The organism is Pseudomonas sp. FSO-7 (assembly GCF_059579345.1).
Genome location: NZ_CM184193.1, coordinates 3,482,439 through 3,507,419, shown reverse-complemented (window position 1 = coordinate 3,507,419; position 24,981 = coordinate 3,482,439). Strand labels below are relative to the sequence as shown.

Sequence of the window (24,981 nt, the reverse complement as noted above, 5' to 3'; positions counted from 1 at the left end):
TGCCGAGTGGTGGGGCAAAGCGCTTTTGGTTACTTTTGGCGCTCTTCCAAAAGTGACCCGCCGTAAGGGCGGAACCCTAAGTAGCCGTTACCGCAGCAACGGATATACACCCAAAACCCAAGCCCAAGCCCAAGCCCAAGCCCAAGCCCAAGCCAAAAAAAACAGCGCCTTCCACAAAAGAGGAAAGCGCCGCTTTTTTAAATGATCAGCATTATCTCCCTGTCAGGAAGCAAACCGCCGCAACCCCACCGGTGGCACAAAGGCTTCCAGCTCGGCCTCCACCGCCTCGATTATTCGCTCCACATCCGGCGCATTCATCACCGTCGCGCAGGGAATCCCCGCAATGGCGATCATGGTCTCGCCGCTGGCACGATCAAACAACCGGGCAACCATACTGCCAGGCGCATCCATGCTCGCTTCGAATCCCATGGGATGGAAGTGCCAGCGCATCAACTGGCAAGCGTTGGGGAACGTAACCTTGCTGAAAGATCCTTTATTCATGTGTTGCCCGCCTTCTTCAATCGAGCGCTTCCTTTTGCCCATGTCAGGAAGGAAGAGCCATCATGGCTCTACCAGTGAGAACTAAAAATAGCACCTGAAAATGAAGCTCATGTGGATTTTTTCAGTCCATTTTGCGATTGGTTCACTTTTTTTGATCTGGATCACGACTTAAGCGGCAATGTTCAGAGTGCCATCACGCTTGCTTGGGCGCGTCCTCGGGCTCGCTCAACCGCTCTGGCACGCGGCATTGCAAGGCGATGACCAGGGCCAGGACCGCCAGCGCCAGGGCCGTGGCGAAGACGGTGTGCAGACCGTTCGTCACGGCGTCGGGGCTGGCGCGGGTGATGTCATTCGTCGCCGCTGCGGTCGCGAACACCGCGCCGAGCACGGAGGCTCCGGTGAAGAAACCCAAGTTGCGCGACAGATTGAGCAGCCCGGCGATGACGCCCCGCCGTTGGGCGGCCACATCGGCCATGACGGCCGTGTTGTTCGCCGTCTGGAAAAACGCGTAGCCCAGGGTAGTCACTACGATAGCAGTGAGGTAGCCGGCGATGCCAAGGGCAGGGGGAACCAGTGACAGTATCAGGCAGCCGAGGGCCATGGTCGCCAGGCCGGCGAGCCGCATGGGTTGCACACCGCACCGATCCACCAGGCGTCCGGCAGGCACCCCGGCCAGCGCCGCGACGCACGGCCCTGCCGCCAGTACCAGCCCGACGAGGGCTGCGGGCAGTCCGAGGGTAATGGACAGGTAAAAAGGCCCGACCAGCAACGTCGCCATCATGATCGTTGCGACCAGGGCGCTCGTTGCCAGGCCCGAGACCAATGACTTGTCGCGAAACACTGTCAAGGAAATCAGCGGCGACACGGCTCGGGATTGGGTCCGAATGAACAGCCCGCCGCCCGCCAAGGCGGCCAGTAGCAGCGCAATATTCAACCCGCCAAAGCTCCCGCGCCCGGCGGTCATGGCCAAGGCATAGGCGGCGAGCGTCAAGGCCAACAGCACGGTGCCGGTGATGTCGAAGCGAATCGTTTCGGCCCTCGGCGGCAATTGCCGCACCGGCAGCGAGTACCACGCCAGCCATAACGTCAGCAGGCCAAGGGGGAGGTTGACCAGGAACAAGGCCTGCCAGCCGAACCCGCTGATCAGCAGGCCGCCGAAGGACGGCCCGAGGGCCGTGCCCACCGCCGACAGCGTCGCCAGCAGCCCCATGGCGCTGCCGGTTTTTTCCTGGGCGACCGTTTCGCCGACCAGGGCCAGGGTCAGCGTCATCATGATGGCGGCCCCCAGGCCTTGCAGCGCGCGACCTGTGATCAGCAGCCAAAGCGAAGGGGCCAGGCCGCACAACACGGAGGCCAAGGTGAACAAGGCAATGCCGGCCAGCAGTAGCTTGCGGCGGCCCATCAGGTCGCCCAAGCGGCCAACGCTGACAATCAGCGTGGTCATGGCAAGCAGGTAGGCCAGCACCACCCATTGGACCTGCTGGAAAGAGACATCGAGGGCCTGGGCCAGCGTCGGCAGCGCCACTGCGGCCACACTGGCGCCCAGGGAGGCCAGCAGCGTCGAGAGCGCAAGGCTGGCCAGGGCCCAGCGAGGTGAAAAGAGCCGGTTCTTGGGGGCGGTTGCCGGTTGGCTGGGTTGCGTGTTGATGGGTTTCATCGTCTCACCTGTATCCGTGGCGCTCGAAACGGCGCTGTCAGAACGTTACAGCTGGGCATAACATGGCGGAAGACGCAGCGTTTGCAGGTTATAGCTGCACCAGACGCCATCTATTCAATTCGAGGCTTCGCCATGTCTTCGCCTGACCTCAATCTACTCGTCACCCTCGATGTGCTGCTCTCGGAAGGCAGCGTGGCTCGCGCTGCTCGGCGGCTGCGGCTCAGCCCATCGGCCATGAGCCGGGCACTGGCGCGGCTGCGGGAAACCACCGGTGATCCGCTGTTGGTAAGGGCCGGGCGCGGGCTGGTGCCGACACCCCGTGCGCTGGAACTGCGCGAACAGGTCAGCCAACTGGTGCAACAGGCCCAGGCGGTGCTGCGCCCGGTGACGACCCCGGATCTTGGGCGCCTGAGCCGTACCTTCACGCTGCGCACCCGTGAGGGGTTCGTGGAAAACTTCGCCATCGCCCTGATCGCCCGCATCCACGAGCAAGCGCCGGGCGTGCGGTTGCGTTTCGTGGAAAAGACCGACCGGGACAGCACCGCGCTTCGCGAGGGCACCGTGGACCTGGAGACCGCCGTGGTGGACAAGGACACCAGCCCGGAACTGCGAACCCAGGCGTTGTTCAGCGACCGCTTGATTGGCGTGGTGCGCTCGGGGCACCCACTGAGCCATGCGGCGGTGAATGCCGCCGGTTATGCGGCGGGCGGGCATGTCGGTGTCTCGATGCGCGGCCTGGACCATGGCCTTATCGATCAGGCCCTGGCGGCGCTGGACTTGTCCCGGGAAATCGTCACCACCGTGCCAGGTTTCTCCTCGGCGCTGGGACTGGCCCGCTCCAGCGACCTGATCGCCAGCGTGCCTGAGCGCTACACCACCAGCTTGCGCAACGGTTTGCACAGTTTTGCGCTGCCGTTCCCGGTGCCTGGGTTCACGATCGCCATGCTCTGGCATCCGCGGATGGACGCCGACCCCGTGCATCGATGGTTTCGAGGCTGTTTACGAGACGTATGCGCAAGTCAATCATAGACATTTAGTAGATATTGATTAATAGCACTTCGCTGGCACTTAGTTGGCGAAAGTGCGACGTCGTCCGCACATGACTAGTTATCTATATTTAATATTTAAATAGAGTTTTGTCCGACAATCTGCAACTCTGGCGGTTGAGTGCGCGCACTAACGAGGTAGAAGCCTATTGTTTATGGGTGTTTAGGGGCAGGGCGTGAAATTGAACGAAAAAAATGGCTAGACGTTTGATTTCAAATTGTGTCAGGTTTCTTACGTCCTCATTGGGCGAGTGATTGGACGATCTCGCCAGAGATCGTCTGTCTGACTAAAAACTGTTCCATTTGCAAACAAGGAAGTGTGTTTATGTCGAAAGTCAAAAACAGCGCTATTGATTCTGCCGAACAACTGCTCTGGGCTCCGCAACTGGCGGCTCCCAGTAGTGCGTTCAACCAGATCAATAGTTTCAGTCACCAATATGACCGCGGCGGCAACCTGACCGTCAACGGCAAACCGTCATATTCCGTCGACGAGGCGGCCACGCAGTTGTTGCGCGACGGTGCGGCTTACCAGGACCGGGACGGCAGCGGCAAGATCGAGCTGACCTATACCTTCCTGACGTCTGCCTCTTCCAGCACCATGAACAAACATGGAATCAGCGGCTTCAGCCAGTTCAGCGCCCAGCAGAAAGGCCAGGCAGCCCTGGCCATGCAATCCTGGGCGGACGTGGCTAATGTCACCTTCACCGAAAAAGCCAGCGGTGGCGACGGTCACATGACCTTCGGCAACTACAGCGGCGGCCAGGATGGCGCTGCGGCGTTCGCTTACCTGCCGGGGACTGGCGCGGGCTATGACGGGACGTCCTGGTACTTGATCAACAGTAGCTACACCCAGAACAAGAACCCGGACCTGAACAACTACGGTCGCCAGACCCTGACCCACGAAATCGGTCACACCCTCGGCCTGGCCCACCCCGGTGACTACAACGCCGGTGAAGGCAGCCCGACCTACGATGACGCCACCTATGGCCAGGACACTCGCGGCTACAGCGTCATGAGCTACTGGAGCGAAAGCAATACCAGCCAGAACTTCAGCAAGGGCGGCGTCGAAGCCTACGCCTCGGGGCCGCTGATGGATGACATCGCGGCGATCCAGAAGCTCTACGGTGCCAACACCACGACCCGTACCGGCGACTCGACCTACGGTTTCAACTCGAACACCGGTCGCGATTTCCTCAGTGCCTCTTCGTCGTCGGACAAAGTGGTGTTTTCGGTATGGGACGCGGGCGGCCGCGACACCCTGGATTTCTCCGGGTTTACCCAGAGCCAGAAGATCAACCTCAATGACGCCTCGTTCTCCGACGTGGGCGGCATGGTGGGCAACGTGTCCATCGCCAAGGGCGCCGTCATCGAAAATGCCATCGGCGGCTCGGGCAGCGACCTGTTGATCGGCAACTCGGTGGCCAATGAGCTCAAGGGCGGTGCCGGCAACGATATCCTCTGGGGTGCCGGTGGCGCGGACAAGCTCTGGGGTGGGGCGGGTTCGGACACCTTCGTGTTTGCCGCCAGTTCCGACTCACGGCCGGGAGCGACGGATCAGATCCTCGATTTCGTCAGCGGCCTGGACAAGATCGACCTGACCGGCATCACCAAGGGCGCGAGCCTGCATTTCGTCAGCGCCTTCACTGGTGCGGCGGGCGATGCGGTGCTGTCGACATCGAGTGGCAACAGCCTGCTGTCGGTGGACTTCTCCGGGCACGGCGTGGCTGACTTCCTGGTCAGCACCGTCGGCCAGGCAGCCGTCTCGGACATCGTGGCGTAATGCGAAAACCCCTGTAGGCGCTGCCGCAGGCTGCGATCTTTTCGCTTGAGACTCAAGCGGTAGGGGAAAGATCGCAGCCTCGTTTCGCTCGACAGCGCCTACAGGACCCCGGCCAGGATCAAGCAAATGCATAGAGAATCGATGCCCTGTAGCGTCCAGGCAACCGCTGGGTTGCTCGCTACACTGATGATGTTTTGTGGAGAAGTCGCCATGGCGCGCAGCCTGTTGTTAGCAGAACCCTCGCAGTTGGCCGGCCAGTGGCTGGCCGTTTTGTCGAGCCCGCAGGACACCGCGCAAAGCCAGGCGATGCAGGACAAACCGTCCAACACGTGCCTTGTCGAGCTCAAGGCGGACCAGACCCTGGGCGGACAAACCGAATGCCTGGGCCACTGGCTAGGGGATGAACCGGTTCATTGGTTTACCGAACCCGATGGTCTTTCCTTGATTGGCAGACAGAACGCTAGAGTGCACCTGGGCTTGCGCCAGGAACATCATTATCAGGTCACCTTGAAGTCCGGCCTGATACTCAGGCTTGAGCGTCCGATCGAGCGTTAACAAATTGTTACGATTGCCCCAAAGCAAGACGCGTATGTTCAATCAGGCGTGCGCATCGGCCGGGGCCGATTTAATAATTAAAGATTGGTAGTGCATAACAGCCGGATATCCGGCGAAGCCAACAGCAGGAAGAACCATGACTAAGAGCCGGGGCGCTGTCGCCGCGCCGTTGTTTAAAGCGCTGGGCGCTTATAAGAACATTCTGATCAGTGTCGGTTGTTTTACTGCATTGATTAACGTCTTGATGCTTGCGCCTTCGATATACATGCTCCAAGTGTATGACCGCGGGTTGTCATCCCAAAACGAAACCACCCTGGCGATGTTGTCGTTGATGGTGGTCGGGTTCTTTGTGTTCATCGGGCTACTGGAAATGGTGCGCAGCTTCATTGTCATCCGCATCGGCAGCCAGTTGGAAAGACGCTTCAACCTCCAAGTGTACAAGGCTGCGTTCGAGCGCAACCTGTGTCAGGGCGAGGGCAATGCCGGGCAGTCCCTGGGCGACCTTACCCATGTTCGCCAATTTGTCACGGGACCTGCATTGTTCGCGTTCTTCGACGCGCCATGGTTCCCCATTTATCTGCTGGTGATTTATCTGTTCAACGTCTGGCTCGGCGTATTCGCCACCGTCGGCACACTGCTGCTGATCGGCCTGGCCTGCCTGAACGAAGCCATGACCAAAAAACCGTTGGGGCAGGCCAGCATCTACTCGCAACGGTCCAGCCAACTGGCCACCAGCCATTTGCACAATGCCGAGACCATCCAGGCCATGGGCATGCTCGACGCGTTACGCAGCCGCTGGTTTGCCGTGCACTCGCGTTTTCTCGGCCTGCAAAACCAGGCCAGCGACACCGGCGCGGTGATCAGCGCCTTGAGCAAGACCCTGCGCCTGTGCCTGCAATCGCTGGTACTGGGGTTGGGCGCGCTGTTGGTGATCAAGGGCGAGATGACCGCCGGAATGATGATTGCCGGCTCGATCCTGATGGGTCGGGTATTGAGCCCCATCGACCAGTTGATTGCCGTGTGGAAGCAGTGGAGCGGAGCCAAGCTCGCCTATCGCCGCCTCGATGCGCTGTTGCAGGCTTACCCGTCACAGGATGATGCGATGGCGTTGCCGCCGCCCAAGGGCCAACTGAGTTTCGAGCAGGTGAGCGCCGGCCCGCCGGGGCAACGCAATGCCACCCTGCAGCAGGTCAGCTTCAGCCTGGCGGCTGGGGAAGTACTCGGAATTCTGGGGGCTTCGGGCTCCGGTAAATCCACCCTGGCTCGTGTGCTGGTCGGTGTATGGCCGACACTGGGGGGAACGGTGCGGCTCGATGGGGCTGATATTCATCGCTGGAATCGCGACCAGCTCGGCCCGTATATCGGCTATCTGCCCCAGGACATCGAGCTGTTCAGCGGCAGCATCGCCGAGAACATCGCCCGCTTTCGCGAGGCCGATCCGCAAAAGGTCGTCGCCGCCGCGCAACAGGCCGGCGTCCATGAGTTGATCCTGCGCATGCCCCAGGGCTACGACACCGTGCTGGGGGAGGACGGCAGCGGTTTGTCGGGCGGGCAGAAGCAACGGGTGGCCCTGGCCCGGGCGATGTACGACCGACCGAGTCTGGTGGTGCTCGACGAGCCCAACTCCAACCTCGACATGGTTGGTGAAGCGGCGCTGGCCGGCGCCATCGCGCAAATGAAGGCCCAGGGTACCAGCGTCGTGCTGGTGACCCATCGTTCCTCGGCGCTGGCCCAGGCCGACAAACTGCTGGTACTCAACGAAGGCCGGCTACAGGCCTTCGGACCTAGCCAGGACGTACTGCGGGCACTGTCCGGCCAATCGGAGACACCACAACGGGAGCGTCCCCAGGCAACCCCCAACGGACTGAGCATGAGCCGTCAGTACCAGGCTGCCAACAAGCCCAGCGGCGTATGAGCAAGGAACGCGACATGAGCTTCGAACAACCTCAAATCATCGAGCGCCCCGAACACAGCGCACGGTTCTTCACCCGCATGGGCTGGGCACTGGCGATCCTTGGCGCGGGGAGTTTTTTCACGTGGGCCAGCTTGGCTCCGTTGGATCAAGGCATACCCGTGCAGGGCACCGTAGTGGTGTCCGGCAAGCGCAAAGCCGTGCAGTCGATGAGCAGCGGCGTGGTCAGCCGGATCCTGGTGCGCGAAGGCGAGGCGGTGAAGCAGGGCCAGCCACTGTTCCGCCTGGACCAGACCCAGGCCGCCGCCGATGTGCAATCACTGCAAGCCCAGTACCGGATGACTTGGGCCAGCCTGGCGCGCTGGCAAAGCGAGCGGGACAACCTTTTGCAAGTGAGTTTCCCGGCTGAGCTGAGTCGCGATCCCGATCCGCGCCTGGCCCTGGTGCTCGAAGGCCAGCGGCAACTGTTCAGCAGTCGCCGTGAAGCCTTCGCTCGGGAGCAGGCGGCGTTGCGCGCCAGCATCGAGGGCGCCACGGCGCAACTGGCGGGCATGCGTCGGGCCCGCGGCGACTTGACCGCCCAGGCCGACTCCCTGCGCCTGCAACTGGGCAACCTGCAACCCTTGCGGACAACGGCTACATCCCGCGCAACCGCCTGCTGGACTATCAGCGCCAGTTGTCGCAAGTGCAGCAGGAGCTGGCGCAGAACAGCGGCGAAAGCGGCCGGGTGGAGCAGGGGATCGTCGAGTCTCGCTTGAGGCTGCAGCAGCACAACGAGGAATACCAGAAAGAGGTGCGCAGCCAATTGGCCGAGGCCCAGCTCAAGAGCGAAACCCTGCAACAGCAACTGAAGTCCGCCGGGTTCGAGTTGCAACACAGCGAGATCCTCGCCACCGCCGACGGCATCGCCGTGAACCTTGGGGTACACACCGAAGGCGCGGTGGTGCGCCAGGGCGACACCTTGCTGGAGATCGTACCCCAGGGCACGCGACTGGAGGTGGAGGGGCACCTGCCGGTGCACCTGATCGACAAGGTCGGCCCGCATTTGCCGGTGGACATCCTGTTTACCGCCTTCAACCAGAACCGTACGCCGCGGGTGCAGGGGGAAGTCAGCCTGATTTCCGCCGACCAGATGCTCGATGAGAAGACCGGCGCGCCGTACTACGTGCTGCGCAGCAGCGTCAGCGACGTGGCGATGGACAAGCTCAACGGCCTGGTGATCAAGCCCGGCATGCCGGCCGAAATGTTCGTACGTACCGGCGAGCGCTCATTGCTCAACTACCTGTTCAAACCGCTGCTCGACCGAGCCGGCTCTGCGTTGACCGAAGAATAAGGATGCCTGGCGGGATGAAGCGTTTCTATTGGATGGCCGCGCTGGCCGTTTCCGTGTGCCACAACGCCTGGGCCATGGGGCCCTTCGAGTTCTATGAGCAGGCCCTGCGCAATGACCCGGTCTACCTGGGCGCGATCAAGGAGCGCGATGCGGGGCTGGAGAACCGCGCCATTGGCCGCGCCGGGCTGTTGCCGCATTTGGGCTACAGCTACAACAAGGGCCGCAACCAATCCAAGGTCACGTACCTCAATGACCGTGGCGCCAGCCAGCATGACGATCGCAACTACAGCAGCTACGGCTCCAGTCTGACGCTGCAACAACCCTTGCTGGACTACGAGGCATATGCGGCCTACCGAAAGGGCGTGGCCCAGGCGTTGTTCGCCGACGAAAGTTTTCGGGACAAGAGCCAGGCGTTGTTGGTGCGGGTGCTGGGTCAGTACACCCAGGCGTTGTTCGCCCAGGACCAGATCGACATTGCCCAGGCCAAGAAAAAGGCGTTCGAGCAGCAATTCCAGCAGAACGAACATCTGTTTCGCCAGGGCGAAGGCACCCGCACCGATATCCTTGAGGCGCAGGCGCGCTATGAACTGGCAATCGCCGAAGAAATCGAGGCGCGGGACGAGCAGGACGCCGCCCTGCGAGAGCTGGGCTCGTTGATTGGCGTCCCGGCCCTGGATATCGGCGACCTGGCCCCATTGCACGACACCTTCCAGACCTTTGTCTTGCAACCGGCCAGTTTCGACACCTGGCACGAGTTGGCAGTGAGCAATAACCCCAGCCTGGCGTCCCAGCGTCAAGCGGTGGATGTGGCGCGCTTCGAGGTCGAACGCAACCGCGCCGGGCATCTGCCCAAGGTCAGTGCCTACGCAACGATGCGCCAGAACGAATCGGAAAGTGGCAACACCTACAACCAGCGCTACGACACCAACACCATCGGCCTGGAAGTCAGCGTGCCGCTGTATGCCGGCGGTGGAGTCTCGGCGTCGACTCGCCAGGCCAGCCGCAACATGGAGCAGGCCGAGTACGAGCTGGAGGCCAAGACCCGCGAGACGCTGATCGAACTGCGCCGTCAGTTCAGCGCCTGCGTGTCGGGAGCGAACAAATTGCGCGCCTATCAAAAGGCCCTGAGCTCTGCCGAAGCGCTGGTGGTATCGACTCGGCAAAGCATCCTGGGTGGCGAGCGGGTCAACCTTGACGCACTCAATGCCGAACAACAGCTCTACACCACTCGCCGTGACTTGGCCCAGGCCCGCTACGACTACCTCATGGCCTGGACCAAGCTGCATTACTACGCCGGCACCCTCGGCCCGCAGGACCTGGCGAAGGTGGATGAGGCGTTTGTGTCCCGGGCGTCAATTCAATGACCGGCGCGTTGCCTTTTGTGGCGAGGGAGCTTGCTCCCGCTCGAGTGCGAAGCGCTCGCTGGTTTTTTGGGGCCGCTGCGCAGCCCAGCGGGAGCAAGCTCCCTCGCCACAAAAGCCAGGACAAACCACAACACCAGGACAAACCACAACACCAGGACAAACCACAACACCAGGACAAACCACAACACCAGGGCAGACCACAAAACCAGGACAAACCACAAAAGCCAAGGCCAACCACGGAGGTGGGCAAGCCCCATCAGGCCGCGCAAACCACAGGATTTTTGCAACAACTAAGGATGGTTCGTGATGAAAATCGATAGCAAAAAACAACCCAGGCAGACAGGTCGCCTGTTTCTGCTCAAGACCCTCAACCACGCCGTGCTTTGCGCACTGGCGACCTTGGGCACGGCCCAGGCGGCGCCTTATGTCGAGAGCGGCAGGGCGGGTGACCCGGACAGCTGGCGCAGCAGCGAATTCAACGCCGAATGGGGGCTGGGAGCGATCAACGCGCAGCAGGCCTACGCCGCCGGTTACACCGGCAAGGGCGTCAAGCTGGGGATCTTCGACCAGCCGGTCTACGCGCCCCACCCTGAGTTCTCCGGCACCGGCAAAGTCGTGACCTTGGTCACCAGCGGCATTCGTGAATACACCGACCCTTACATCCCGGTGAAAGCCGGTGATCCGTTCCGCTACGACGGCTCACCCACCGTCGGCTCGGACGGCAAGCTGGGTTCCCATGGCACCCATGTCGGTGGGGTCGCCGCCGGCAGTCGCGATGGCAGCCCGATGCACGGCGTGGCGTTCGGGGCGCAGATCATCAGTGCCGACAACGGCGACCCGGGGCCCGAGGACGGGATCATCCGGGGCAACGATGGCGCGGTGTACAAGGCGGGCTGGGACGCGTTGATCGCCAGCGGTGCACGAATCATCAACAACAGCTGGGGCATCGGCATCACCGATCGCTTCGACCAGGGCGGTCGCGACCCGGCGTTCCCGCACTTCACGGTGCAGGATGCGCAACTGCAATTCGATCAGATCAAACCCCTGTTGGGCACCAAGCCCGGCGGCGCCTACGAGGGGGCCATCGCCGCGGCCCGCAGCGGGATCGTGACGATCTTCGCCGCTGGCAACGACTACAACCTCAATAACCCCGACGCCATCGCGGGCCTGGCGTATTTCGTCCCGGACATCGCGCCAAACTGGCTCACCGTGGCGGCGCTGCAGGTCAATCCCGATACGGCTAGCCCCGACCCCTACACGATCAGTACCTTTTCATCGCGCTGCGGCTACACCGCCAGTTTCTGCGTGTCGGCACCGGGCACCCGGGTCTACAGTGCCGTGATCGGCGGAACCAGTGCCGACGACCTGACCGTGGGCTACGCCAACAAGAGTGGCACGTCCATGGCCGCGCCCCATGTCGCCGGCAGCGTGGCGGTGTTAATGGAGCGCTTCCCTTACATGACCGGCGCCCAGGTCGCCAGCGTGCTGCGCACCACCGCCACCGACATGGGCACGCCGGGCGTCGATTCGTTGTACGGCTGGGGCATGATCAACCTCGGCAAGGCCATCGACGGCCCGTCGATGCTGGTGACCGAGCAGGACATTCCCACGGAATTTCGCATCGAGGGCGCCTACGGCTCCGGTCAGTTCGTGGCGGACCTGCCGGGTATCGGCGCGATCATCGATGCCGGCAAACCCACGGAACGGGTGTGCAGCGGTATCCAATGTGGGCTGGACGTCTGGCGCAACGACATCGCCGGTCACGGCGGGCTGACCAAGGAAGGCATCGGCACCCTGGTGCTCACTGGCGAAAACACCTACAGCGGACCGACCCTGATCAATCAAGGGCGACTGGCGATCAATGGCTCCCTGGCGTCGGCCGTTACCGTCAACGATGGTGGCATCCTCGGCGGCAACGGGCGCATCGCCAGCCTGACCGCCAGCCGTGGCGGCAGCGTGGCGCCGGGCAACTCCATCGGCACCTTGCAAGTGGCCGGTGACGTGACGTTCCAATCCGGCTCGAACTACGCGGTGGAAGTCTCGCCCACCGCCAGCGACCTGATTGTGGCGGGCGGCAAGGCGTCCATTGATGGGGCGACGGTGTCGCTGTCCCTGGAGAACAGCCCGACGCTGCTCACGGCCGGCGAAGTGAAAAGCTTGCTGGGCAGGCAGTTCAACATCCTGCAGGCCGCCGGGGGCATTGATGGGCGCTTCGCGCAAGTGTTGCCCAACTACGCGTTTCTGGGGGGCGACCTGGCGTACAGCGCCAGTGGCATTCAACTGGCGGTCGAGCGTAACGATGCGTCATTCGCCAGCCTCGGCTTGACACCCAACCAGCGTTCCGTGGCCACTGCCGCCGAGCAATTGGGCGCAGGCAACGGGTTGTACGAGGCCTTGTTGCTGGCACCCAGCGCCGCTGTGGCACAACAGGCGTTCCAGCAGTTGTCCGGTGAAATCCATCCGGCCATCGGCACGTTGCTGATCAATGACAGCCGTCAATTGCGCGACGCCGTGGGTGATCGCCTGCGCCAGGATGCACTCTACGACGCCGGTACGCCGACCGATGCCAACAGCAATGCCTGGTTCAAGGTGCTGGGCGCTTGGGGCAAGAACGAGGGTGGAGATGATCACGCCAGTACGACCAGCTCCATCGGCGGGCTGCTGGCCGGTGTCGACGGCCTGATCAGCGAGCAGACGCGCCTGGGCTTCGTCACCGGTTACAGCGACAGTTCCTTGAGCATGGGTGACGGCACCCATTCTTCGGCCAAGGCCGACAGCTATCACCTGGGTGTCTATCTGGGGCATGAGATCGACGCGCTGCGCCTGACCGTTGGCGGCGCCCATAGCTGGCATCGCATCGACGTCAAGCGTGACCTGCAATGGGGCGACGTCAGTGGCCGGGAGAAAACCAAGCGCGATGCCCGGACCACTCAGTTTTTCACCGAAGCGGCGTATCGCCTCGACGTGCAACCGGTGGCCCTGGAACCGTTCGCCAACCTGGCCTATGTGCACCTGGACAGCGACAGCTTCCATGAGAAAGGCGACAACGCCGCCCTGCACGGGAGTGACGACCGTCGCGATGCCGTGCTCTCGACCCTGGGCGTGCGGGCCAACCACACCCTGGCGCTGTCGGAACAACAGCAATTGCAGCTGTCCGGTTCCCTCGGCTGGCAGCACAACCTGAGCCATACCACGTCCGAACAGGACCTGGCCTTCGCCGGCAGCAGCAACACCTTCGCGGTGCAGAGCGTGTCGATGGACCGCAATGCCGCCGTGGTCGGCGCCCGGGCCGGGCTCGCGGTCGCCAAGGATGTGCGGGTCAACCTGGACTACAACGGCCTGCTCGGCTCCCGGGATAAAACCCATGGCGTGGGCCTGACCCTGGATTGGCAATTCTGAGCATGAAGAAGGGGCTGGACACGCCCCTGTGGCGAGGGAGCAAGCGCCCTCGCCACAAAAGCTGTACCACCCGGTTCTAGCATTCCAACAACAAAAAGAGAGCAACAACCATGGGTATCTACGACTACAAGAACTTCGGCAGCACTGAATCCAAAGCATTGGTCAGCGATGCGATGGCAATCATGCTGTATTCCTATCACAATCTCGACAACGGCTTTGCCGCCGGGTACCAGCACAACGGTTTCGGCGCCGGATTGCCGGCGACCCTGGTCACCGCGCTGTTCGGCGGCACGGATTCCCAAGGGGTGATCCCCGGCGTGCCGTGGAACCCCGATTCGGAAAAGCTCGCCTTGGAAGCGGTGCAGAAGGCTGGTTGGACGCCCATCAGCGCCTCGCAACTGGGCTACACCGGCAAGGTCGATGGACGGGGGACGTTCTTCGGCGAGAAGGCCGGCTACACCACGGCGCAGGCGGAAATCCTTGGCAAGTACGACGCCGATGGGCATCTGACGGAAATCGGTGTGTCGTTTCGTGGCACCAGCGGCCCAAGAGAGAACTTGATCGTTGACTCCATAGGCGATGCGATCAGCGATTTACTGGCGGCCTTCGGACCGAAGGATTACGCCAGAAACTACGCGGGCGAAGCCTTCGGCAATCTGCTCGCAGACGTCGCCAAGTTTGCCCAGGCCCATGGCCTGACCGGCGCGGATGTGCTGGTCAGCGGTCACAGCCTGGGTGGGCTGGCGGTCAACAGCCTGGCGGACTTGAGCACCAGCCAATGGTCGGGGTTCTACGCCGATGCCAACTACATCGCCTACGCTTCGCCAACCCAGAGCAGTACCGATAAAGTCTTGAATATCGGTTACGAGAACGATCCGGTGTTCCGCGTCCTGGACGGTTCGACGTTCAACCTCGCGTCGTTGGGGGTGCATGATGGGCAACAGGAGTCGGCCACCAACAACATCGTCAGCTTCAACGACCACTACGCTTCGGCGGCATGGAACGTGTTGCCGTTCTCCATCCTCAACATCCCCACCTGGATTTCCCACCTGCCCAGCGGCTACAGCGATGGCATGGGCCGGATCATGAGCTCGGCGTTTTACGACCTCACCGAAAAAGACTCCACCGTTATCGTCGCCAACCTGTCAGACCCCGCGCGCGCCAATACCTGGGTGCAGGACCTCAACCGCAACGCCGAAACCCACACCGGTAGCACGTTCATCATCGGCAGCGACAGCAATGACCTGATCCAGGGCGGCCAGGGCAACGACTACCTGGAAGGCCGCGCCGGCAACGACACCTTTCGCGATGGCGGTGGCTACAACGTGATACTGGGCGGGCAGGGGAGCAACAGCCTGCAACTGCAGCAGTCGGTGAAGGATTTCAGCTTTGCCCATGACGGGGCCGGGACGCTGTACATGCGCGATGCCCATGGCGCGATCAGCATCACCCGCGACATCGGTACCTTGGTCAGTAAAGAGCCCGGATTATTCTGGGGGCTGCTCAAGAATGAGGTGAGCCACAGCGTCACCACCAATGGCCTGGTGGCTGGCGGTAACCTGACCGCGTATGCGTCTTCGGTCAAGGGCAGCGCGGCCGACGACACCCTGGTGGCGGGGGCGAAGGGGGACTGGCTGTTCGGCCACGACGGCAACGATGTGCTGGTGGGCGGCGTGGGTAACGACACCTTCATCGGCGGCGCGGGCAACGACCAGATGCAAGCGGGCGGTGGCAGCGACACCTTCCTTTTCAACGGCGCGTTCGGACAGGACCGGATCAGCGGTTATGGGGCAGGGGACAAACTGGTGTTCCTCGGCGTACCCGGTGCCGGGGCGGGTCATGACTACAGCGAGTACCTGTCACAAGTGGGCAATGACACACTGCTCAAGGTCGGCGACAGTTCCGTGACCCTGGTGGGGGTTGGTATCGGGCAGGTTGGCGGCGACGGGATTGTGTTCGCCTGAGATCGCTATCGCGAGCAAGCTCGCTCCCACAGGGGATTTCGGGTGTACGCAGTATTTGTGTTCACCACCGAACCTTTGTGGGAGCGAGCCTGCTCGCGATTGGCACATCCTGCAGCACTTTGACTGAGCCACCGCTATCGTGAGCAAGTTCGTTCCCACAGGGGATTTCGGGGGTGTGCAGGATTTGTGTTCACCACCGGCCCTTTGTGGGAGCGAGCTTGCTCGCGATGGCGGCCTCCAGGCGAATCACAGGAAATCAGTCTTCCTTGCGAATGGTCGCCACATCATCGGCGCGGACCCGGACTTTCCTGCCGGAAATATCCTCGAACTCGTAGAAACCGTCGGCCGTGCGGGTGTTAGGGGTGTCCTTGGTCAAATATTGGGTACCGTTTTGCAAGGTCACTACCGTGGGCGATGCACAGCCAGCCAGTGCCATAAATGCCATGGCAACCAGGGGCAGGCCCAGAAACCTGATGTTCATAACCATAACCTCTCAATCAAAAGGACACGGAGCAACTGATTCGACCGCGCCATCACATTAGCTAACCGCCATTGGTCTCGCTTGCCGTAGGAAAGTTCATCGCTAGCTGAAGGATTTCACCTTAAATATAAGGGACCGTTCATCTTTTGCGGTTGCCTGAGCGGTTTACAGCTGTTATCTGTATGCATAACCAGTACCCCGATACCCTTGGCGTTTCTTCCCGTGGCAGCCCGTTCTCTCGACGATCCGTTTTACTACCTGAACAACTTCCAGCAAGTGCTCGCCTGGTTGACCCGGCGTTATGCCGATGTGCTCAGCGGCGAAGAACAGCGCTTCATTGACGATTTCGCAATGCTGCCCCGTGCCTCCCAGGCCTTGCTGGTGCGGATGGTGATGCGCAAGGGGTTGCGGTTTCGTCATAGCAAGCTGAGTTACCCGGAAATCGGCGACATTGGCGCCGCCGTCGCGCCGCTATTGGCGCTGGGATGGATCGAGGAACAAGCCCCGATCGGGCTCGTTGAACTGTTCGAAGTGCTGCTCAAGGCGGAAATCCTTCTGTGCCTGGGTCACCTGATCGAACACCCCAAGGCGAAGAAGACCGAATGGCTCCAAACCCTGGGTGATCACCCCAGCCCGCCTCAGCCTTTTCGTGCCTGGTGCCCGCAGCTTGACGACCGCCTGTACAGCCTGACGATCATGCATCTGTGTGACAGGCTGCGCTTGATGTTCTTCGGCAACCTCTACCAGGATTGGTCGGAATTCGTCCTGGCGGACCTGGGTATCTTCACCTACGAAACCGTTGAGTTCAGCGCCGAGTCACGGGGCTTGCGCAGTCGCGAAGACGTCGATGCCTGCGTGTTCCTGCACGACTGCCAGCAGCGCTTCGAAGCCGGCGAGCCCGTGGAAGAAATTGTCGCCCAGGTCAACCAACTGTCCCTGGACAATCCGTGGCTGGAACGACGCCGGGGCAAGTTGTTGTTCCAGATCGGTCAGCACGGCGAGCGCATCGGTGATTTCGCCTTGGCCTTGTGCATCTATCGCGATTGCACCTATCCGGGCGCGCGGCTGCGGAGGGTCCGGGTACTGGAGCGAATCGGCGAGTACGCCCTGGCCCTTGAACTGGGCGAGGCGGCGGCGCAGGCACCGCAAAGTGCCGCCGAAACCCAGGCCTTGCTTCGGATCGTGCCTCGCCTGCGGCGCAAGTTGGGCGGCCCGCGGGTGCCACGGGGCATGCCTCGGGAAGTGGAGCGCCTGGAACTGCACCTGCCTCGTGTCGATCCGGCCTTGTCGGTGGAATACCACGTCCAGGCCCACCTGCACGACGAAACCGCACCGGTGCATTACGTCGAGAACAGCCTGATCAATTCACTGTTCGGCCTGCTGTGCTGGCCGGCGATCTTCGCGCCGTTGCCGGGCGCGTTTTTCCACCCGTTCCAGCGCGGGCCGGTCGACCTGCTCAATGAGGACTTCCATGCCCGTCGCGTCGAATTGTTCGCAGCCTGCCTGGCGGAGTTGGACGATGGTCGCTATCGGCAGACCATCGGTCGTCGTTACGCCGAAAAGTGGGGCGTGCAATCACCTTTCGTGTTCTGGGGGGCGTTGTCCGAGCCCTTGCTGGAACAGGCCCTCGACTGCCTGCCGGCCGAGCACCTCAAGCACTGGTTCCAGCGCCTGCTGCTGGACATCAAGGCCAACCGCGCCGGCATGCCGGACCTGATCCAGTTCTGGCCGCAGCACAAGACCTACCGCATGATCGAAGTCAAAGGCCCCGGTGATCGCCTGCAAGACAATCAACTGCGCTGGCTGGAGTTCTGTCACGAGCACCAGATGCCCGTCGCCGTTTGTTATGTGCAATGGGCAGCGTCCCCCATCGCGAGCAAACTCGCTCCCACAGAGGCCGAATTACCGCAGAACACCCATGGATGTGAGCAACCATCCCAGGTCCCCTGTGGGAGCGAGCTTGCTCGCGATGGAGGTCCATGAACCCGGCACCGAGTTACAGCATCGCCGTACGAGCGCTGTGTGAGTTCACCGCCAAAGTGGGCGACCTGGACCTGCGCTTCACACCCTCGCCGACAGCCCTGGAAGGTATCGCCGGCCATCGCACCGTGGCCTCGCGGCGCAACGAGGGTTATCAGGCTGAAGTGGCCCTCGAAGGTTACTACCAAACATTGACCGTCAAAGGCCGGGCCGACGGCTACGACCCGGTCCGCCAGTGCCTTGAAGAAGTGAAGACCTACCGGGGCGACCTGAGCAAACAGCCGGCCAACCATCGCCAGTTGCATTGGGCCCAGGCGAAGATCTATGGCTGGCTGATGTGCCACAAGCTGCAACTGCCGCACATCGACGTGGCCCTGGTGTATTTCGACATCGTCAGCGAAAAGGAAACCTGCCTCACCCAACGCTTCGAGGCGGCGCAGCTGCAAGCCTTCTTCGAAGCACAATGCGTACTGTTCCTGGCCTGGGCCGAGCAGGAAATGGCCCATCGCCAGGCGCGTAACCTTGGCGCCCAGGCGCTGGTATTTCCCCATGCGGGTTTCAGGCCCGGGCAACGGCACTTGGCCGAGTCGGTGTTCAAGGCGGTCACTACCGGCCGCTGCCTGATGGCCCAGGCGCCCACCGGCATCGGCAAGACCGTCGGCACCTTGTTCCCGATGCTCAAGGCCCTGGCGCCGCAGCAACTGGACAAGGTGTACTTCCTCACGGCGAAAACCCCAGGGCGCAAGCTGGCCCTCGACGCGGCGCGCGTGATCACCGCCAGCGCGCCGTCGATGCCGTTGCGGGTGCTGGAAATGATCGCTCGGGACAAGGCCTGCGAACACCCGGACAACGCCTGCCATGGCGAATCCTGCCCGCTGGCCCGAGGTTTCTATGACCGCCTGCCGGGTGCCCGGGCGGCGGCGAGCCGGGTCACCTTGCTCGATCAGGCGGCGTTGCGCGAAATTGCCCTGGCCCATGAGGTGTGCCCGTATTACCTCAGCCAGGAAATGGCCCGTTGGGTCGACGTAGTGGTGGCCGACTACAACTATTACTTCGACTTCAGCGCCTTGCTCTTTGGCCTGGCCCAGGCCAATGGTTGGACCGTCGCGACCCTGGTGGACGAGGCCCATAACCTGGTGGAGCGCGGACGGCAGATGTACAGCGCGACCCTGGACCAGGCCACGTTGAGCAGCGTGCGCAAAACTGCCCCCGAACCGCTTAAGAAATCCCTGGAGCGGGTCAGTCGCCAGTGGAACGCCTTGCACACGCCCCAATTGGCGGCCTATCAGGCCTATGAAAAACTGCCGGAAAAGCTGCTCCAGGCCTTGGCCACCTGTACCACCGCCATTGGCGATTACCTCAACGATCACCCCCAGGGCCTGGACAGCGGCTTGCAGGCGTTCTACTTCGACGCCTTGCAGTTTGGCCGGGTGGCGGAAACCTTCGACGAGCACTTTCTGTTCGACATCCACAAGCGCGAGCTCGGCCGCCAGCGCAGCCTGTCGACGCTGTGCCTGCGCAACGTGGTGCCGGCCGCATTCCTGCGGCCCAGGCTGACGGCGGCCCGCAGCACCGTGCTGTTTTCGGCAACCCTGAGCCCTCGGCATTACTACGCGGATTTGCTGGGAACGCCGGGCAATACGGTGTGGATCGATGTCGAATCGCCGTTCAAGGCCGAGCAGTTGGACGTACAGGTTGTCAGCCGCATTTCTACCCGCTTTGCCCATCGCCAGGCGTCCCTGGAGCCGATCGTCACGTTGATGGCCCGCCAGTTCAGCGAGCGCCCGGGCAACTACCTGGCCTTTTTCAGCAGTTTCGATTACTTGCAACAAGTGGCCGGGCTGTTTGCCGAGCGGTACCCGCAGATTGCCCTCTGGACGCAATCACGGGGCATGGGCGAAGGCCCTCGGCAGGCGTTTCTCGAACGGTTCATGGAGCACAGCCAAGGTATTGGCTTTGCGGTGCTGGGCGGAGCCTTTGGTGAGGGTATCGATTTGCCGGGCTCTCGCCTGATCGGCGCCTTCATCGCCACCTTGGGGCTGGCGCAGTTCAACCCGGTCAATGAGCAGATGAAACAACGCATGGCGGCGATCTTTGGCGATGGCTATGACTACACCTACCTGTACCCCGGGCTGCAAAAAGTTGTGCAGGCGGCTGGCCGCGTCATTCGCACCCAGCAGGATCGCGGGGTGGTGATGCTGATCGATGATCGGTTTGGCGAGGCCAGGGTGCAGCACTTATTGCCGCGCTGGTGGTCTGTCACTCAGGAAACACACTCCGCCACCTGTGGGAGCGAGCTTGTTCGCGATAGCGGTCTGTCAGTGACATGAAGGCTGGCTGAAACACTGCTATCGTGAGCAAGCTCGCTCCCACAGGGGAATTGAGTAGGACTTGAGTCGTGAGCAGTCTGGAGACTTGCTGATTCGCTCAATCATTTTTCCTGACACCAGACTTGTTCCATACTCCGCAAAAAATCCACACGGATGCCCCGGCCAGATGCTTGAGAATGACCCCAAGACCCCACTCATCAACGAGGAGCAGCGCTTTCGCCTGCTCATCGACGCGGTGGTCGACTACGCCATCTACATGACCGACCCGTCAGGCATCATCACCAGTTGGAACTCCGGTGCCAGGCGTTTCAAGGGTTATGAGGAGTCCGAGATCCTCGGCCAGCATTTTTCCCGTTTCTACACCGATCAGGACCGCGCCGCCGGTCTGCCGCAACGGGCGCTGGACACAGCCCTGCATGAGGGGCGTTTCGAAGGCGAGGGCTGGCGGGTGCGCAAGGACGGCACGTTGTTCTGGTCCCATGTGGTGATCGATCCGATCATCGACAGCCAGAGCGGCACCTTGCTCGGCTTCGCCAAGATCACCCGCGACCTGACCGACCGCAAGATGGCCGAGGAAACTCTCAAGCAAAGCGAGCAGCAGTTTCGCCTGCTGGTGCAAAGCGTCACCGATTACGCCATCTACATGCTCGACCCGCAAGGTCAGGTCACGAACTGGAACCTGGGGGCGCAACGGATCAAGGGTTACCTTCCCTTGGAAGCCATTGGCCGGCATTTCTCGATGTTCTACACCCCCGAGGATCGCGATGCCGGCGAGCCGCAGCGCGCGTTGAGCATCGCTGCCAGCGAAGGGCGTTTCGAGAAAAAGGGCTGGCGCATGCGCAAGGATGGCACGCGCTTCATGGCCCATGTGGTCATCGATGCGATTCGCAGCGATACCGGCACGCTGTTGGGCTTTGCCAAGATCACTCGCGACATCACCGATGCCACCCAGGCCCAGCAGGCCCTTGAGCAGGCCCGTGAGGCGCTGTTCCAATCGCAGAAACTGCAAGCCATCGGCCAGCTCACCGGCGGCATCGCCCATGATTTCAATAACCTGCTGACGGTCATCCTTGGCAACCTGGAAATCGTGCGTAAGCGCATGCCCAACGAGCCGAAACTCACTCAGTTGCTGGATAACGCGACCCAGGGCGCGCTACGCGGGGTTTCGCTGACTCAGCGCATGCTGGCGTTCGCCCGCCGGCAGAAACTGACCTATGAGTCGGTCGAGCTGTCGGCCTTGATACAGGGCATCAGTGGTCTGCTGCAAAGCTCCCTGGGCCCGTCGATACACATCCAGACCCGTTTCGCCGAGGCGCTGTCGCCGGTGCTGGCCGATGTCAACCAACTGGAACTGGCGATTCTCAACCTGGCGACCAATGCCCGGGACGCCATGCCCCATGGCGGCCAGATCATCATTGCCGCCGATGAGCGGCAAGGGACTGATGCCGGGGCGGACAAGTCGATGGCCCCAGGACGCTACATTTGCCTGACGATTACCGATGAAGGCGAGGGCATGGACGACGTCACGTTGGCCTCGGCCGTGGACCCGTTCTTCACCACCAAGGGCGTCGGCAAGGGCACGGGCCTGGGGCTGTCCATGGTGCATGGCCTGGCGGAACAACTGGGTGGCCGCCTGACGCTCAAAAGCCAAAAAGGCTTCGGCACCACCGCCGAATTGTGGCTACCGGTGGCTGACGATCCGGCACCTGGCAAAGCGGCGATCGAGGAAGCCGCGCCGCCGGTCCACGAGTTGAAAGTATTGGTGGTCGACGATGACAGCCTGGTGCTGACCAGCACGCGCTTGCTGATCGAAGACCTGGGGCACCGAGTCCTTTGCGCGCCATCGGGGGCTCAGGCACTGGAGTTATATGAGCGCAACCCGGACATCGACCTGGTGATCACCGACATGGCCATGCCGCAGATGGACGGCGCGCAGTTGGCTAAATTGTTGCGCTACCGCGACCCGACCCTGCCGATCATCCTGGCCACCGGTTATGCCGAACGCCTGGAAGGTTTCGCCACACAACTGCCTCGGCTGATCAAACCGTTCAAGCAGATTGACCTGATGCAGATCATTGGGCAGACGATGAAATAGATACGGATCCCAGGTTGAATACAGCTCCCCTGTGGCGAGGGGATTTATCCTCCCTGGGCTGCGCAGCAGCCCCCTGGATCGCCTGATACACCGAGGCGTCGGTACGATGGGGCCGCTTCGCGCCCCAACGGGGATAAATCCCCTCGCCACAAGGGTATATGTCTACCCATAAAGGGGACCCTGCCTATTCAGTGTTCTTTTTGAACCCACGCAAATTCATCGCGCACAAGCAAAACTGCAACACGATCAATGCATACGCGCCCGTATGCAGCCCCCAGACCACCCACAGGATGTTGCTCGCAATAAAACAACTGAACCCCGCCACCCTGCGGCGGGGTTGGCGTGAGCCGATCAACCAGGCGGCCAGCACCGTGACGAGCATCGCCGGCCATTGCACCCATCCAAGATAATCCACGCAACGCTCCTCTTGCCCTTACACAGTAGAGACCTTGGCGGCTGGGCAGCGTTTCCTCGGACTTTGCTACCTGCGATCCATTGGCTTGAACTTGCCGCGTGCCGGGTTCTTCTAATGAGTTCGAATCATCACCGAGGCACCGCCTGCGCAATGCCCAGAATACTCACCGGGCCGACCCCGGACGAAGAACTGACGGAACACAACGCCAAACTGTTCGGCTCGCCCAAGGAGCGACTGGACTTCTATCGCCGGGAGATCCAATACGAAACCAGCATCCTGGCCAATCGAACCGATGCTTACCTGGCCGCCCAATCCTTCCTGGTGATCGCCTTTGCCTCGTGCATGGCCAACCTGAACCCGGAATGGGGCAAGTTGTTCACGCTGATCGTGCCGCCATTCCTGGCCTTGCTGGGCTTCCTGAGTTCGCTCAATGCCTGGCCGGGGATCAAGGCGGCCTACGAGATCATTGATCATTGGCATTTCAAACAGAGCGAGTTATTGCGCGCCGAACCCTTGATGGGCTTGGCCTACGATGAATCGCCGCTGTTCAGCAAACGGGAATCGACCCACAAGGGCTATCGCAAGTCGTTGCTGTTCTCGCTGCGTACACCCTGGATCTTTGCCACGTTCTGGGTGCTGTTGGGGGTGTATTCGGTCTATATCCAGTTGAGCGACCCTGGCGGCTGAGACATACCCGTCATTGTGGCGAGGAAGCTTGCCCCCGCTCAGTTGCGCAGCAACCGCAAAGCTTGGGGCCGCTTCGCAGCCCAGCGGGAGCAAGCTCCCTCGCCACAACTGCGTTCATCTCCTGCCACAGTGCTTCACCTCGGCTGCTTACGGCGCTCATACCATGCCAACGTGGGCTGGGTCGTGACGCCATGAACCAGAATGCTCAAGGCCACCACCGACAGGGTGAGGTCGATGCACAGTTGCGCCACCTCTGGCGGCAGGTCATGGTTCAAGGCGAAGAACAGATAAAACAGGCTGCCGATCCCGCGAATGCCGAACCAGCCGATCAGCAGCCGTTGCGGTCCGTCGAGCAATCGACCCCAGGGCACCATCAGCACACTCAACGGACGAATCACGAGAAACAGCAGGGCACCGATCACCAAGGCCCGCCAGTCCCAATGGTTAGCCAGCACGACTCCCAGCAGGGTTACCAGGAACACCTCCATCGACCGCTCCACCAGGCTGCCGAACGCCAGCATGTCGCTCATCATGACTCCGGCGGCCAATTGACTATCGTCCAGCGACTCGGTGTCGCCCAGGACTGCCTCTTGGGGATCGACGGTTTCGTGGCCCACCACCGGTTGCACCAGGTGTTCCGCCGGCGGTGCCGCTTCATCGGTCGACTTGACCTCGGCCTGACGCAGGCCCAGGCCGGCGGCGAACACTGAGAGAAAGCCGTAGCCCTGGATCCACTCGGCCACCACGTACGCCAGGGCAATCAGCGCCAGGGCCAGGTAATCATTGGGGGACAAGGTGCTGTCGGCATTCCTGATGCGCATCGACAAAGTCAGCTTGCCGATGCCACGGCCCATCCAGTAGCCGACCAGCAACCCGGCTGGCACGGCCCACAGGACGTCATGAAGCAGCCACTCACCGAGAAAACCGCTGCCGTCCTCACGCAGCATCAACAGCCCGAGGATCACGAACGGAAACGCCGTGCCGTCGTTCAATCCCGCCTCACCCGACAGGCCGAACCGTACCCGGTCGTCATCCCGCGCATCGTTGACCTGCACCAGCGCCGCCAGTACCGGGTCGGTGGGCGCGAGCATCGCGCCAATCAGCATCGACGCGCCCCAACTCAGGCCCAACAGATAGTGCAATGTCAGGCACAGGCCGGCGATACACAGGATCATCACCGGCCCGGCCAGCCCATAGGCGACGCGCCAGGTGCGGTCCTTGAGGGGCAGGCGCAACTTGAGGCCGCTGACGAACAGCGAAAACACCACCGCGACTTCCGTGAGGTGTTCCATCCAGACCGACGAGTCGCGAACGTCCAGCTTCAGCACGTCCAACCCCAGCGGCCCGATGGCGACGCCCAACACCAGGCACATCGCCGAGGTGGTGACTGGCATCCAGCGCAGATAAGAGGAGGTCAGGGCCAGGGTCAGCAACACCGCGCCGAGCACCGCTACCCATACTGTGAACGTCATCGTTGCTCCT

Annotated in this window: 16 protein-coding genes and 1 pseudogene; 12 read left to right on the top strand and 5 right to left on the bottom strand. The window is 61.9% G+C overall.

Going from position 1 to position 24,981, the window contains the following annotated elements; all coding sequences use genetic code 11:
• Positions 1-222: 222 nt before the first annotated feature.
• Together AC515T_RS15370 and AC515T_RS15365 are read right to left on the bottom strand one after the other, a co-directional pair.
• The gene (locus tag AC515T_RS15370) at positions 223-501 is read right to left on the bottom strand and encodes a DUF1652 domain-containing protein (RefSeq protein ID WP_003201764.1); all 279 of its coding nucleotides are present in this window, start codon (positions 499-501) and stop codon (positions 223-225) included.
• A gap of 193 nt (positions 502-694) precedes the next feature.
• Positions 695-2,158 carry an MFS transporter gene (locus AC515T_RS15365; RefSeq protein ID WP_496528995.1) on the bottom strand — a complete coding sequence of 488 codons (1,464 nt, stop codon included), beginning with the start codon at positions 2,156-2,158 and terminating at the stop codon, positions 695-697.
• Between the two features lie 132 nt (positions 2,159-2,290).
• On the opposite strand from AC515T_RS15365, the gene AC515T_RS15360 reads away from it, so the two are divergent.
• The 8 genes and pseudogenes from AC515T_RS15360 (at position 2,291) to AC515T_RS15325 (ending at position 15,511) form a co-directional block, all read left to right on the top strand.
• Positions 2,291-3,187, top strand: coding sequence for a LysR family transcriptional regulator (locus tag AC515T_RS15360; protein WP_496528994.1), 897 nt, complete (start codon positions 2,291-2,293; stop codon positions 3,185-3,187).
• Between the two features lie 342 nt (positions 3,188-3,529).
• Positions 3,530-4,984: a serralysin family metalloprotease gene (locus AC515T_RS15355; RefSeq protein ID WP_496528993.1), complete on the top strand. Its 1,455-nt coding sequence runs from the start codon at positions 3,530-3,532 to the stop codon at positions 4,982-4,984.
• A gap of 141 nt (positions 4,985-5,125) precedes the next feature.
• Positions 5,126-5,539: an AprI/Inh family metalloprotease inhibitor gene (locus AC515T_RS15350; RefSeq protein ID WP_496533142.1), complete on the top strand. Its 414-nt coding sequence runs from the start codon at positions 5,126-5,128 to the stop codon at positions 5,537-5,539.
• 136 nt (positions 5,540-5,675) lie between these two features.
• Complete coding sequence (locus tag AC515T_RS15345; RefSeq protein WP_496528992.1) at positions 5,676-7,454, top strand: type I secretion system permease/ATPase; 1,779 nt, start codon at positions 5,676-5,678, stop codon at positions 7,452-7,454.
• Positions 7,451-8,784 (top strand): annotated as a pseudogene (locus AC515T_RS15340) (HlyD family type I secretion periplasmic adaptor subunit). The gene AC515T_RS15345 and the pseudogene AC515T_RS15340 overlap by 4 nt, the downstream one beginning before the upstream one ends.
• A 14-nt stretch (positions 8,785-8,798) precedes the next feature.
• Positions 8,799-10,148 (top strand): TolC family outer membrane protein, encoded by a 1,350-nt coding sequence (locus AC515T_RS15335; protein ID WP_496528991.1) that lies wholly within the window; start codon positions 8,799-8,801, stop codon positions 10,146-10,148.
• 306 nt (positions 10,149-10,454) lie between these two features.
• Positions 10,455-13,547 (top strand): autotransporter domain-containing protein, encoded by a 3,093-nt coding sequence (locus tag AC515T_RS15330; RefSeq protein ID WP_496528990.1) that lies wholly within the window; start codon positions 10,455-10,457, stop codon positions 13,545-13,547.
• Positions 13,548-13,657: 110 nt separating this feature from the next.
• Entirely contained in the window at positions 13,658-15,511 is a 1,854-nt protein-coding gene (locus AC515T_RS15325) for a polyurethane esterase (protein WP_496528989.1), read from the top strand.
• Positions 15,512-15,767: 256 nt separating this feature from the next.
• Here the strand turns inward: AC515T_RS15325 and AC515T_RS15320 are convergent, their stop codons facing one another.
• Positions 15,768-15,992 carry a YgdI/YgdR family lipoprotein gene (locus tag AC515T_RS15320; protein WP_496528988.1) on the bottom strand — a complete coding sequence of 75 codons (225 nt, stop codon included), beginning with the start codon at positions 15,990-15,992 and terminating at the stop codon, positions 15,768-15,770.
• 222 nt (positions 15,993-16,214) lie between these two features.
• Between AC515T_RS15320 and AC515T_RS15315 the strand changes: the two genes are divergently transcribed.
• The 3 genes from AC515T_RS15315 to AC515T_RS15305 all read left to right on the top strand — a co-directional run bounded on the left by AC515T_RS15315 (position 16,215) and on the right by AC515T_RS15305 (position 22,397).
• Positions 16,215-17,975, top strand: coding sequence for a VRR-NUC domain-containing protein (locus AC515T_RS15315; RefSeq protein ID WP_496528987.1), 1,761 nt, complete (start codon positions 16,215-16,217; stop codon positions 17,973-17,975).
• Positions 17,972-20,302, top strand: a complete 2,331-nt coding sequence (locus AC515T_RS15310) for an ATP-dependent DNA helicase (protein WP_496528986.1) — start codon at positions 17,972-17,974, stop codon at positions 20,300-20,302. Before AC515T_RS15315 ends, AC515T_RS15310 begins: the two co-directional genes overlap by 4 nt.
• A 166-nt stretch (positions 20,303-20,468) precedes the next feature.
• Positions 20,469-22,397: a hybrid sensor histidine kinase/response regulator gene (locus AC515T_RS15305; RefSeq protein WP_496528985.1), complete on the top strand. Its 1,929-nt coding sequence runs from the start codon at positions 20,469-20,471 to the stop codon at positions 22,395-22,397.
• A gap of 184 nt (positions 22,398-22,581) precedes the next feature.
• Here the strand turns inward: AC515T_RS15305 and AC515T_RS15300 are convergent, their stop codons facing one another.
• A complete protein-coding gene (locus AC515T_RS15300; protein ID WP_496528984.1) occupies positions 22,582-22,812 on the bottom strand; it encodes a hypothetical protein in 231 nt (76 codons plus the stop codon).
• Positions 22,813-22,962: 150 nt separating this feature from the next.
• Between AC515T_RS15300 and AC515T_RS15295 the strand changes: the two genes are divergently transcribed.
• A complete protein-coding gene (locus AC515T_RS15295; RefSeq protein WP_496528983.1) occupies positions 22,963-23,499 on the top strand; it encodes a hypothetical protein in 537 nt (178 codons plus the stop codon).
• Positions 23,500-23,633: 134 nt separating this feature from the next.
• On the opposite strand, the gene AC515T_RS15290 is transcribed toward AC515T_RS15295, so the two are convergent.
• The gene (locus AC515T_RS15290; protein WP_496528982.1) at positions 23,634-24,971 is read right to left on the bottom strand and encodes a cation:proton antiporter; all 1,338 of its coding nucleotides are present in this window, start codon (positions 24,969-24,971) and stop codon (positions 23,634-23,636) included.
• Positions 24,972-24,981: the final 10 nt, after the last annotated feature.

Coding starts and splice junctions, on each gene's coding strand:
- AC515T_RS15355 (WP_496528993.1), top strand. CDS start 3,530: ATGTCGAAAGTCAAAAACAGCGCTATTGATTCTGCCGAACAACTGCTC.
- AC515T_RS15360 (WP_496528994.1), top strand. CDS start 2,291: ATGTCTTCGCCTGACCTCAATCTACTCGTCACCCTCGATGTGCTGCTC.
- AC515T_RS15305 (WP_496528985.1), top strand. CDS start 20,469: ATGCTTGAGAATGACCCCAAGACCCCACTCATCAACGAGGAGCAGCGC.
- AC515T_RS15290 (WP_496528982.1), bottom strand. CDS start 24,971: ATGACGTTCACAGTATGGGTAGCGGTGCTCGGCGCGGTGTTGCTGACC.
- AC515T_RS15325 (WP_496528989.1), top strand. CDS start 13,658: ATGGGTATCTACGACTACAAGAACTTCGGCAGCACTGAATCCAAAGCA.
- AC515T_RS15370 (WP_003201764.1), bottom strand. CDS start 501: ATGAATAAAGGATCTTTCAGCAAGGTTACGTTCCCCAACGCTTGCCAG.
- AC515T_RS15350 (WP_496533142.1), top strand. CDS start 5,126: ATGCCCTGTAGCGTCCAGGCAACCGCTGGGTTGCTCGCTACACTGATG.
- AC515T_RS15365 (WP_496528995.1), bottom strand. CDS start 2,158: ATGAAACCCATCAACACGCAACCCAGCCAACCGGCAACCGCCCCCAAG.
- AC515T_RS15330 (WP_496528990.1), top strand. CDS start 10,455: ATGAAAATCGATAGCAAAAAACAACCCAGGCAGACAGGTCGCCTGTTT.
- AC515T_RS15345 (WP_496528992.1), top strand. CDS start 5,676: ATGACTAAGAGCCGGGGCGCTGTCGCCGCGCCGTTGTTTAAAGCGCTG.
- AC515T_RS15310 (WP_496528986.1), top strand. CDS start 17,972: ATGAACCCGGCACCGAGTTACAGCATCGCCGTACGAGCGCTGTGTGAG.
- AC515T_RS15320 (WP_496528988.1), bottom strand. CDS start 15,992: ATGAACATCAGGTTTCTGGGCCTGCCCCTGGTTGCCATGGCATTTATG.
- AC515T_RS15335 (WP_496528991.1), top strand. CDS start 8,799: ATGAAGCGTTTCTATTGGATGGCCGCGCTGGCCGTTTCCGTGTGCCAC.
- AC515T_RS15295 (WP_496528983.1), top strand. CDS start 22,963: ATGCCCAGAATACTCACCGGGCCGACCCCGGACGAAGAACTGACGGAA.